Annotated in this window: 9 protein-coding genes; 6 read left to right on the top strand and 3 right to left on the bottom strand. The window is 70.4% G+C overall.

Annotated elements, in window-relative coordinates:
- The first annotated feature begins 304 nt into the window (after positions 1–304).
- The 6 genes from C3489_RS06035 to C3489_RS06060 all read left to right on the top strand — a co-directional run bounded on the left by C3489_RS06035 (position 305) and on the right by C3489_RS06060 (position 8078).
- Positions 305–2824, top strand: coding sequence for a SpoIIE family protein phosphatase (locus C3489_RS06035; RefSeq protein ID WP_103780625.1), 2520 nt, complete (start codon positions 305–307; stop codon positions 2822–2824).
- An 11-nt stretch (positions 2825–2835) separates the two neighbouring features.
- Complete coding sequence (locus C3489_RS06040; protein ID WP_258054582.1) at positions 2836–3948, top strand: substrate-binding domain-containing protein; 1113 nt, start codon at positions 2836–2838, stop codon at positions 3946–3948.
- Between the two features lie 66 nt (positions 3949–4014).
- Positions 4015–4803 (top strand): ATP-binding cassette domain-containing protein, encoded by a 789-nt coding sequence (locus C3489_RS06045; RefSeq protein ID WP_103780629.1) that lies wholly within the window; start codon positions 4015–4017, stop codon positions 4801–4803.
- 155 nt (positions 4804–4958) lie between these two features.
- A complete protein-coding gene (locus C3489_RS06050) occupies positions 4959–6056 on the top strand; it encodes a sugar ABC transporter permease (protein ID WP_258054583.1) in 1098 nt (365 codons plus the stop codon).
- Between the two features lie 273 nt (positions 6057–6329).
- Positions 6330–7283 (top strand): immunity 49 family protein, encoded by a 954-nt coding sequence (locus tag C3489_RS06055; RefSeq protein ID WP_103780633.1) that lies wholly within the window; start codon positions 6330–6332, stop codon positions 7281–7283.
- Between the two features lie 117 nt (positions 7284–7400).
- On the top strand, positions 7401–8078 hold the full coding sequence (locus C3489_RS06060; protein WP_103780635.1) for a TIGR00266 family protein: 678 nt from the start codon (positions 7401–7403) through the stop codon (positions 8076–8078).
- Between the two features lie 133 nt (positions 8079–8211).
- Here C3489_RS06060 and C3489_RS06065 read toward each other — a convergent pair whose 3' ends face one another.
- The 3 genes from C3489_RS06065 to C3489_RS06075 form a co-directional block, all read right to left on the bottom strand.
- Positions 8212–9819 (bottom strand): glycoside hydrolase family 13 protein, encoded by a 1608-nt coding sequence (locus C3489_RS06065; protein ID WP_103780637.1) that lies wholly within the window; start codon positions 9817–9819, stop codon positions 8212–8214.
- Positions 9820–9975: 156 nt separating this feature from the next.
- Positions 9976–10851, bottom strand: a complete 876-nt coding sequence (locus C3489_RS06070; RefSeq protein ID WP_103780639.1) for a carbohydrate ABC transporter permease — start codon at positions 10849–10851, stop codon at positions 9976–9978.
- A 16-nt stretch (positions 10852–10867) separates the two neighbouring features.
- Complete coding sequence (locus C3489_RS06075; protein WP_103780641.1) at positions 10868–11830, bottom strand: carbohydrate ABC transporter permease; 963 nt, start codon at positions 11828–11830, stop codon at positions 10868–10870.
- Positions 11831–11860 lie beyond the last annotated feature (30 nt).

The raw sequence follows: 11860 nt of genomic DNA on the forward strand, positions 1-11860 counted from the left end.
TGGCTCCATCCCTGGTGGGCGCAGGGCCGGTTCGGCTCGACCGGTTGCCTGCGGATGACGGGAGTGTGGCCCGGCGTTTTTTGTGCGTCAAGAAAGAAAAAGCCGCGTTACTTAACCGTGATACGCATGGAACGAGGGCAAGGAGGGCCTGTCGACGCAGGCGTGGGGGGTCTGCACCACGGGTCGGACCCGGCATTTAATTGCAGAGGGGAAGTAAAGCTCCAGGTCACCCCGGCGGCAGCCGCCTCGGTGCGATCCTGGGAGGGAAGGGTGCTGCCGCTCTTTCCGGCGATGGGATGAGTCGATGTCCAGCGAAGGCGACGCCGGTGGCCGGGGAGAGCCCCGGAGCGGGGTGGAGCAGGTTCGCACGGTGGCTGGAGCGACACTGGCCGCCGCCTACCTGATCGGGTCGGACAGGAGCGAACTCAGGCTCGCCGACGCCGCCGGGGAGCCTGTCGGACGGTACGGGCTTCCGACGTCCTGCCTTCTTTCGGATCGGACTCCTGTCGCTGACGCGGTCCGGTCGAACCGGCCCATGTGGCTGGACACCACACAGGCCGGCACCTCCGGTGCGGAGGCCGCTCGTGGCCCCGGCGCCCGCGCCTCGCTGGGTGTGGTGCCGCTGGGCGCGGTACCGCCTGGAGCCGGCGGGGCGGCGCTGGGATGCCTGGTTGTCGTCAGGGACGGCCCGGAGGCGTTCGATAAGGGGCAGCGCGTCCTGGTGGAGCTGTATGCCGAGCAGGTGTCGGCAGCCATGGAGACAGGACGCATCGGAGCCGCTCAGGAGCGGGAGTTGCCCTGGGTGCGGGGCGTCCGCATCGGAGCGTTCGTCCTCGACCGGAACTCCGGTCGCATCGATGTGGATCCGATGCTGCTCACGCTCTTCGGCATAGCCGGGGAGACGTTCGACGGGTATGTGGAGGGCCTGATCGCGCGCACGCTCCTGGACGACCTTCCCGTGGTGATGTCTGTCATGGGGGGAGCGAGCTCCGAGGTCCGGAATCTGATGTTCCGCGTCCGTGGGTCCTTCGATGAGCCGCGGTGGCTGGAGCTGCGCTGCAGGGTGCTGGTCGACGGCGCGGGCGGGCCGGAGCGCGTTGTGGGGGTCGTCGCCGAAGACCTGTCCCTGCAGCTCGGCGGTGCGGAGGTCTTCGGGCTGCGGGAGTTGTCCGCTGCTCTGGCGGAGGCAGCGACCGTGCGGGGTGTAGGACGGGCCCTCGTCGACGGCCTCACCAGTCGGTTGGGTGCCGACCGGGTGGCGTTCGCCGAACTTCGCGACGACCACCTGTCGGTCACCGTCCTGGACCCGCCGACACCTGCGGCGTGGCCGGAGTTCTGGCGGCCGGACCGACGAACCGAATGGCTTGAGGCGTCGGTGGACGGCCTGCCCACCCTGCGGGCGGCGCTCCGGACGGGGCGGATGAGCGTGTGGCCGGCGGACAGCGGACTGGAGCCCGGCCTGGCGGGCGTCGGCGCGGGAGGTCTTGCCGTCCTGCCGCTGTCCGCCGGAGCACGGGTGGTCGGAGCCTGCCTCGCCGGCTGGGACTCCCCGCACCGGATCACCGACGACGAACGCCTCTGGCTCTCGGTGACCGCGGGACGCGCCGCAGCGGCCCTGGCCCGGTCACAGGCGATCGAGGCCACGCTCGAACGTGTTCGCATCCTTCAGACCAGCCTGCTGCCCCGTGAGCTGCCGTCGATCTCCGGTGCCGCGGCCACCGCCCGCTATCTGCCGGCCACAGGCGGCCTGGACGTGGGGGGCGACTGGTACGACGTGATCCTTTCCGACGGGCACCTGGCACTCGTCATCGGGGACGTGCAGGGGCACAGCGCCGAGGCTGCCACGATCATGGGCCAGGTGAGTACGGCCGTGCGGGCCTACTCCGCGGAGGGCCATCCCCCCGATGTCGTCCTGGCCCGCGCGAACCGCCTTCTCCTCGGTATGAAGACGGACCTGTTCGCCACGTGCTGCTACGTCTCCGTGGACGTCGAGGAGGGCAACGCCTGGTTCGTCCGAGCGGGGCACCCGCCTCCCCTGCTGCGCCGGCCCGACGGCTCCACCGAGGAGGTGAACGTCGACGGTGGTCCGCCGCTCGGCGTGCTGGAGGACGCGGAATTTCCCCTCACCATGGTCGACGTCGCCCCTGGCGCGGTCCTCGCCCTGGTGACGGACGGCCTGGTGGAGTCGGCGGACATGGCCATGGACGAGGGGATGCACCGCATGATCGCCCTGCTCGGCGCCGCCGACCCGTCGGACATCGGCCTGGTGGCCGACAAACTGATCAGCGATGCGAAGCGGCGCGACGACGCAGCGCTGCTCCTGCTGCGCTACGACGGGCTGAAGGTGCGGCCCGTTCGCGCGAGCTGGCGAGTGTGGCGGCTCCCGGAGGCCGTCATGCACGCACGCCGCTTCACCGCGCGCACGCTGCGCTCCTGGGGGGTGTCGGAGGAGGCGGACGTCGTACAGCTCGTCGTCTCCGAACTGGTCACCAACGCCGTGGTCCACACACAGGGCGACCTGCGCCTGGACCTGACTCGGATCGGCGACCGGATCCGTGTCGCCGTCACCGACTCACTGCCACGGGCACCGGTCAAACCGCGCATCGTGGACTGGGAGTCGACCGGCGGCCGCGGGATCATGCTGGTGGAGGCCATGTCGGCGGCCTGGGGCTCGGTGCCCGTGGGCGGCGGCAAACAGGTGTGGAGTGAGATCGCCCTGACCCCGCACGAGGTCTCCAGCCCAAACGCCGGAGCCGACGACGCTCAGCAAGCCGACGGCCACCTCCCGGGCGTCGGCGGTCCGGTACGGGGCGGAACCCGATGAGAGGCCGCGACGTGAAGATCCGTCGGCACGGCTCCGCCGCCGCGGTGGTGTCCGCGGCTCTTGTGCTCGCCGCATGCGGGCAGACCGGCCGGCCGGCCGCCCGGCCACCCGGATCCTCGTCGAACGGCGGCTTCACCATCGGCGTGTTGATGCCCGACAACAACGCCACCCGCTACCAGACCTTCGACCGGCCGTTCATCGAGAAGAAGGTCGAGGAACTGTGCCCCGCCTGCACGGTGAAGTACGCGAACGCCCAAGGTGACGCCTCCACCCAGCGCCACCAGCTCAACGCCATGCTCATCAACGGGGCCAGAGTCCTCATCCTCGACCCGGTCGACGCAGGAGCGCTGCGCCGCTCGGTGGGGCAGGCCCGGGACGCCGGTGTCCCCGTGGTCGCCTATGACCGCCTCGCCGACGGCCCCATCTCCGGCTTCAGCGCCTACGACAACGCGGTCACCGGGCGGCTCCAGGCCGAGGCACTGCTCCAGGGAATGGGGAAGAGAGCGCACAATGGCGAGGTGGTCTGGCTGGTCCCTCCCACCCCCTCTCTGCCCACATCGTTCCCGGTGGAATCGAAAGTCGCGCTGCCCCTCCTCAAGAGCCAAGGGGTACGGATCGACGAGGAGCACGGGATCACCACCCCTGTTCCCAACGCGCAGAACGCGGCCGCCGCCATGGCCGCGGCGATCGCCGGCCTCGGCCCCCACCGGATCGCCGGTGTCTACGCCATCGACGACGTGGTCGCCGCCGGAGCGGTCTCTGCCCTCAAGGCCGCCCAGGTGACATCGCTCCCGCCGATCGTCGCGCAGGATGCCGAACTGTCCGCCGTTCAGCGCATCGTGAAGGGAGAGCAGTACATGACGGTGTACAAGCCCTATGAGCCCGAAGCAGGCGCGGCGGCAGCGATGGCCGTGGCCCTGGGCCGGGGGGAGAAGCTCGACGGCATCGCCAGGAGCACCGTCGACAACCTCACGACGAAGGACATCCCGGCGGTCCTGCTCACGCCCGTCCCGGTGACCGCCAAAAGCGTCAAAGCCACCGTGGTCGAGGGCGGTACGTATACGGTCGAGCAGATTTGCACACCTAAACTCACATCGGCGTGCAGGAAGGCCGGACTCATCTGAGGACGTTCACCGTGTCCTGGCGTTGCCGGTCGGACTTCCGGCGGATCAGGCGGTGAGGAGAACCTGATGGGTCACGTCTCGGACACGCCCCTCCTGTCACTGCGGGCGGTCTCCAAACGGTACGGCGCGGTGCAAGCCCTCTCCGATGTGGCACTGGAGATCGACTCGGGCCAGGTCATCGCCCTGATGGGTGACAACGGCGCGGGCAAGTCCACGCTCGTCAAGCTGATCGCGGGCGTCGACCGCGCCGACGAGGGCGCCATCGAGTGGGAGGGCCGCAGGGTGGAATTCACCCGCCCGCACGACGCGCAGGCGCTGGGCATCGCGACCGTGTATCAGGACCTCGCGCTGTGCCACGCACTCGACGCCGTCGGAAACCTCTTTCTCGGCCGTGAGCTTCGCCGGGGCCTGGGCCTCGACGAGCTGGAGATGGAACGCCGGGCCCATGAACTGCTGGACGCCCTGTCGCTGCAGGTCCCCCGGCTGCGTGTCCCGGTGTCCACCCTGTCGGTGGGGCAGCGGCAGGCCATCGCGATCTCCCGAGCGCTGCTCGCCGAGCCCAAGCTCGTTCTCCTCGACGAACCCACCGCGGCCCTGGGGATCAGACAGACCGCCCAGTTCTTCGATCTCGTCGAACAGCTTCGCGACCGTGGTCTCGGGGTCCTGCTCGTCAGCCACAACCTCGGTGACGTGAAGGCCGTCGCGGACTGGGTGGCGGTTCTGCGCCACGGTCGCAACAACGGCTTCTACGACGTCAGCACCACGTCCCAGGAGCAAATCCTCTCCTCCATCATCGGCACCACCGAGAACGCCGTCAGCATGCGTGCGGCAGAGGCGGAAGAGGCGGGCTGGTGAGCCGGTCGGACCCACCCGAAAGCAGGTCCGGCAGGGACGCGGTGCTTCACGCAGCCGGACGGTACACGGGGGCGCTCCGGCGCTGGGGGATCAGGCTGAAGGCCGACGTACAGCGCGGTGAACTCGGTCGAGCCGGAGTCGCTGTCGGCCTTGTCGTGGTCTGGCTCGTCTTCCAGGCCTTCAACAGCCACTTCCTCTCCCCGCGCAACCTGTCCAGTATCAGCGTGGACATGGTCGGAACCGGAATGCTCGCGCTGGGCCTCGTCTTCGTGCTGGCCCTCGGGGAGATCGACCTGTCGGTCGGTTCGGTCGCGGGGCTGGCCACTGTCGTGTTCGCCCGCCTGAACGTGGACACGGGCGTACCGGAGGGGCTCGCGGCCCTTCTCGCGGTTCTCACCGGGGCGGCCATCGGCGCCCTGCAAGGGTTCCTCCACGCCAGATCGGGGGTTCCGGCATACGTGATCACCCTCGCGGGTCTGCTGGGCTGGTACGGCCTGACGCTCTACCTGCTGGGCGCGAGCGGCACCCTCGACTTCGACGACACCGGACTGGTCGCATCGCTGGCGACCAGCTATCTCGGCAACCCCGCCGCAGCGTACGGTCTCGCGGCCGTCGCCACGGGCGCGTTCCTGCTCACGTGCCTGCGCAGCCGTCGGCGCCGCAGGGCAGCCGGTATGCCTTCCCTGGCCGTGAGCACGATTGTGCTGCGCGCCGGGACGCTCGCGGCGGTCGCGTTCGCCGCCGCCGGCGTGCTGAACGCGTTCCTGGGACTTCCGGTGGCCCTGCTCGTCTTCCTCGCCGCCGCCGTGGTCCTGAACTACCTCCTGCGTCGCATGCCCTACGGGCGGAAGGTGTTCGCGCTCGGCAGCGCGGGCGAGGCCGCCCGCCGTGCCGGCATCGACGTGACAAGGGTGCGCGTCTCGGTCTTCGTGATCTCGGGGGCGATGGCCGCTGTCGGAGGGCTGTTCCTGGCTTCGCCGACGGCCTCGACGATCCAGCCGTCCAGTTCACCCACCCTGCTGCTGAGCGCGCTCGCCGCGGCCGTCCTCGGCGGCGCCAGCCTGTTCGGCGCACGCGGCACAACCTGGTCGGCGTTCCTTGGCATTCTCGTGATCCAGTCGATCGCCTCCGGTGTGGCACTCCTCGGCATCCAGGCAGCCCTCCACTTCGTGATCACCGCCGGGGTGCTCCTCGCAGCCGTGCTGATCGATTCCACATCGCGGCGCGCGCAGCGTGCCCACGGCTTGGCGTGAGCTGCGCGGCGGGACAACGCGGGAAGGCGCCCGTGGGAGCAGTGGTCCCCGGGGTGCCTACCGAGGCGGGATGTGGTCGCCTCCCGACCAGGTGGCGATCGTGGCCAGCCCTGCCATACCGATCAGGGCGCTGAAACCGCCCTCCCCCCTGGGCGGGTGCCGGCTCACGACGACCACGGCCTGCTCCGCCGCTCCGGTGCCGACCCGGAGTGATGTCAGTGACCACTGATAGCGTGCCACCCCTTGTCGACAAGATCACGAAAGGACGGCACCGTGCGGGAAGTGACGCGCCATGCTGTCAGCGACCGGCGTATGACCGAGGCGCTCAAGGACATCCACGCACGGGCCCGGGAGCGCCGGCAGCGGCTGCGGTACGACAACGCGTCCCCGCAGAAGCTGCGGGAGATGGGCGACGAACTCGTCGAGCATGTGGCCGCCCGGACGGTACCGGAGCCCGTGCTCGACGAGGAGTCGCGGGCCGCTCTGCGGACTGCCGCGGAGTGCGCGCTGGGCGCGTTGAGCATCGGGTGTTTCCCCAACGGCGACCAGGAGATCCCCTTCCCGCTCATCGGCGAGGAGATCACCAGCGAGGACATCGCCTTCGGGGACGTGGTCGACCACGCGCCCACGGCCAGGACGTGGCTCGACGCGTTCGAGTTGTGCCTGGTCAGCGGGCTGGTCTGGGACTGGCAGCGGGTGATCGGCCTGCTGCTGCGCGGCGACTACGGGCCGGCCGTCCGTGCCGGGGTGCCGTACTCGCGGTTCACCCCGGTGTCGGACCCGGCGGACCTCGCGGCCATGGACGCCCTGTGCGGCTACCTCACCGAGGCCGAGGGGCATCTGCCGCGGGACTGGCCGACCGTACCGCTGTGCAAGCCGGACGAGGAGGTGCGCACCGCGGCCGCGCGGGGCCTCGACGCAGCGGGCCCGCTGACTCCCGACCAGCGCCTGCTGCGGATACTCCTCGACGACGACCAGCCCCGCTTCGAGGAGGCACTCGCGGACCGGCTCATCGAGCACCGGCAGAACACGGGAGCCGATCCCGCCCCCGCGACGCTCCTTCCGCTCGGCGCGCTCGCCCTGGCCGTCCTCGCGGTACAGGTGCACGGCTGGGACCTCGGGGTCCGCTCCGGTTACCTGCCGCCTGACCTCCTGGGCTCGCCCCAGGCGCTGGAGCAGGCGGACGCGCTGGGCGTCAACGACCTGGGCTACTGGGCAGCCAAGTAGTCACCGGGCGGCAGGAGGAAAGTCGCGCGGCCGGGACCTCGGGATATCCGATGGTCGGGCCCACCGGCTACCTTCGGCCGACGCGGCGGGGGCGCGGCCGTTCGTAGCGTGGCCGGCATGGATATCGACGTACGACACAGCCCCTCGTTCACCGTGGCCCGGGTGCGCCTGGCCGGCGGTGAGTCGGTGCGGGCCGAGTCCGGGGCGATGATGGCGACCTCCGGCGGGATCGCCGTCTCGGCGAAGGCGGAGGGCGGGCTGCTGAAGGGGCTCAAGCGCAGTGTCCTGGGCGGTGAGTCGCTGTTCGTCACCCGGTTCACCGCGGACGCCGACGGCAGCTGGGTGGATCTCGCCGCGCGGTTGCCGGGCGATGTGACCGCCATCGACGTCGACGGCGGCGTCAGTCTCGCCCGTGGCGCATGGCTGTGCTCCTCCGACGGGATCGACCTCGACACGAAGTGGGGCGGGCTCAAGAACCTCGCCGGGGGCGAGGGCGGCTTCCTGGTGCGGGCCGAGGGGACCGGACAGGTGGCCGCCGCCTGCTACGGCGCCCTGGACCGTGTCGAACTGGGCACCGGCGAGACGCTCGTCCTCGACTCCGGTCACCTGGTCGCCTTCGAGGACGGTCTGTCGTACCGCACACGCAAGGTCACCCAAGGGCTGATGCAGACCCTGAAGTCCGGCGAGGGGCTGGTCTTCGAGTTCTCCGGCCCCGGCCGGTTGTGGACCCAGAGCCGCAATCCGTCGGCCCTGGTCACCTGGCTGACCACCAAACTCCCCTTCAGCCGCGGCTAGCCGGTGCGAGGTCTCGGGCAACGGGGCTTCGTCGTGCCCGGTGCCCCGGCGCGGGAACGCGTCGAGAACCTGCGCCGGGGCGCCTGCGACCTGGTGTGGACGGCACGGCGTCTCGCCCGGTCCGCCGCGCGGGTCATTCCCTGCGGAGCCACACCGCCGTGTCCTGCGGAAGCCTGCCGTCCGGCGTGAGGGGGCCGCTGGCCAGGAGCAGTCGTTCGTGGGGCGGCAGGTGTGCGGGGGCCGCGGACAGATTGACCAGGCACAGCAGGCCGCCGGGGCGGCTGAAGGCGAGGACGCCGTCCGGGGCGGGGAGCCAGGTCATGGGGCCGTCGCCGAAGCCGGGCAAGGAACGGCGCAGCGCCAGGGCCTCCCGGTAGAGGGTGAGCATCGACTCCGGGTCGTCGCTCTGCCGGTCGACGGCGTACGCGGCCCAGCCCTCGGGCTGCGGCAACCAGGGTTCGCCGTGCGAGCCGAAGCCGGCGTGGGGGGCGTCGGCCTCCCAGGGCAGGGGTATCCGGCAGCCGTCGCGGCCGGGATCGGTTCCTCCGGAGCGGAAGTGCATGGGGTCCTGGATGCGGTCGAGCGGGACGTCGGCCTCGGGCAGCCCCAGTTCCTCGCCCTGGTAGAGGTAGACGGACCCGGGCAGCGCGAGGGTCAGCAGTGCGGCGGCGCGGGCACGCCGCGTGCCGAGGTCCAGGTCGGTGGGCGTGCCGAAGGCCTTCGTGGCGAAGTCGAACGCGGTGTCCGCGCGGCCGTAGCGGGTGACCGTGCGGGTCACGTCGTGGTTGCACAGCACCCAGGTGGCGGGGGCGCCGACGGGCGCGTGCTCGGCGAGGGTGTCGTCGATCGAGCGGCGCAGCCGGTCCGCGTCCCAGGGGCAGGTGAGGAAGTTGAAGTTGAAGGCGGTGTGCAGTTCGTCGGGGCGCAGGTAGCGGGCGAAGCGTTCGGCGTCGGGGAGCCAGACCTCGCCGACGAACACGGCGCCGTACTCGTCGGCGATGGCCCGCCAGGAGCGGTAGATGTCGTGCAGTTCGTCCTGGTCGATGTAGGGGTGCGGGTCGACGCCCTCGGTGAAGTCGGCGAGGGCCGGGTCCTTGACGAGCAGGGCGGCGGAGTCGATGCGTACGCCCGCCACTCCGCGTTCGAACCAGAAGCGCAGGATGTCCTCGTGCTCCTGGCGGACGGCCGGGTGTGCCCAGTTGAGGTCGGGCTGCTCGGGGGTGAACAGGTGCAGGTACCACTCGCCGTCGGGGACGCGGGTCCAGGTGGGTCCGGCGAACTGCGAGGGCCAGTCGTTGGGCGGGAGTTCGCCGCTCGCTCCGCGGCCGGGCCGGAAGTGGAAGAGTTCCCGCTCCGGGCTGCCGGGTCCGGCCTCCAGGGCGGCCCGGAACCAGGGGTGCTGGTCCGAGACGTGGTTGGGGACGATGTCGACGATCACCCGGATGCCCGTCTCGGCGGCCTGGGCGATGAGTTTCTCGGCCTCCTGGAGGGTGCCGAAGGCCGGGTCGATGGCGCGGTAGTCGGCGACGTCGTATCCGCCGTCGACCATCGGGGAGGCGTACCACGGGGTGAACCAGACGGCGTCCACGCCGAGGTCGGCGAGGTGGGACAGTCTCGCGCGGGCGCCCGCGAGGTCCCCGGTGCCGTCGCCGTCGCCGTCGGCGAAGCTGCGCGGGTACACCTGGTAGATGACGGCGTCCCGCCACCAGGCGTCGGTGCGGGGCGAGTGAGGGGCTGCCACGTGAGAGGTCCTTTCGGGCAGGGGTGGGTACTTCGCCGCCGGCCCGGAGGCTGCGGGGCGTCGGACGGGCCGGCGGCGAAGGCTGGGGTGAGTGTGCGCGGTGAGGGGCTGCGGCGGGGGCGTCAGCCCGCGAGACCTGACGGGCCGCGGCGCGCGTCAGCCCTTGAGGCCGCCGGCGGTGAGGCCACTCATGATGTTGCGCTGGAACACCAGGAACAGCAGCAGCGTCGGGATCGAGGCGATGGTGAGCGCCGCGATGAGGACGTTCACGGGGACGCCGTTGGACAGCGAGTAGATGCCGACGTTGAGGGTCTGCTTGGAGGGGTCGGGCAGGGTGAGCATGGGCCAGAGGAAGTCCTTCCAGATGCCGACGACCGCGAAGATCGACACGACTCCGAGGACGGGCCGGGAGATCGGCAGCACGATGGACCACAGGACGCGCATCGGGGAGGCGCCGTCCATGGCGGCGGCGTCGAGGAGTTCCTTGGGGATGGAGTCGAAGAACCGCTTCAGCAGGAAGATGTTGAAGGCGTTGGTGACGGACGGCAGCCAGATCGCCCACGGGGTGTTCAGCAGGTTGCGCTCCACGATCGGCACGTCGAGCACGGTCAGGTACTGGGGTACGACGAGCACGGTCGCCGGGATCATCAGCGTGGCGAGCATCATGCCGAGGATCGCCTTGCCGAAGACCGGCCGCAGCTTGGACAGCGAGTAGGCGGCCGCGACGTCCAGGACGAGCTGGAAGGCGAGCGCGCCGAAGGCGTAGTACAGCGTGTTGAGCAGCAGCGTGGAGAGGTCCATGACCTCCCAGGCGTGCGAGTAGTTGTCCGGGGTGAAGGACTTCGGCACCCAGGTCGGGGGTGTCCGGATGACCTCCTGGCTGTCCTTGAAGCCGCTGGAGACCATCCAGTACAGCGGGCCCAGGAAGACCAGGGTGAACCCGGTGACGACGATCGCGAACACCGTCCAGTAGGCGACTTTCCCGCGGCGCCTGGCGAGTTGGGCCGGTGAGATGAGTGTGCGTGTGGTCATGCCGGTCTCCCCCGGGTCACTCGTCGTCGGCGCGGCTGAGCTTGGCGTACGCCCCCGAGAAGCCGGCGAGCAGTACGAGCAGGAGCAGGCCGAGCGCGGCCGCGGCGCCGTAGTTGTTGAAGTTGAAGGCGTACTGGTAGATGAGGTAGACGACCGTGGTGGTCGAGCCCTCGGGGCCGGCGCCGCCGGTGAGCAGGAACGGCTCGACGAAGACCTGCATGGTGGCGATGATCTGCATCAGCAGCATCAGCGACAGGATCAGCCGGGTCTGCGGGATGGTGACGTGCCAGATCTTGCGCAGCAGGCCGGCGCCGTCGAGTTCGGCCGCCTCGTACAGCTCACCGGGGATGCCCTGGAGCGCGGCCAGGTAGATGAGGGCGGCGCCGCCCATGTTCATCCAGGTCGCGGCGATGACGACGGACAGCATGGACAGGTCGGAGTCCTGCAGCCACTGCTGCTCGGGCAGGTGCAGGAACCGGAACACCTCGTTGAGCAGGCCGTACCCGGGGTCGTAGAGGTACTTGAAGAGCAGCACCGAGGCGACCGGCGGCAGCATCACCGGGAGGTAGACCAGCAGTCTGAGGTAGGCCTGGCCGTGGTGGAACTCGTTGATGACGATGGCGACGACGAACGGGACCGCGAAGCCGAGCAGCAGCGCCAGCACGGTGAACAGGGCGGTGTTGCGCCACGCCTGCCAGAAGGCCGGGTCGTTGAAGACGGTGGTGAGGTTGTCCAGGCCGACCCAGCTGGTGTGGCCGGACTCGGTCTTCTGGAAGGCGAGGACGAACTCCCGGATCATCGGGTACCAGGAGAACACCGCGAAGCACAGGACGGCGCCGATGAGGAAGCCGTGCGCGGTGAGGTTGCGGCGCAGGCTCTTGACGAACTGGTCGCGGCGGGCCGGGGGGCCCGCCTGGCGGGGCAGGGTGGGGCGGCGGGTGGAGTCCGTCTTGCTCGGGGTCAGGCTGGGGGCCGACATCGTCGCTCCTTGGTGCGGGCTGGTCTGGCG

Origin of the sequence: Streptomyces sp. Ru71 (assembly GCF_002920535.1) — a bacterium.
Lineage (GTDB): Bacteria > Actinomycetota > Actinomycetes > Streptomycetales > Streptomycetaceae > Streptomyces.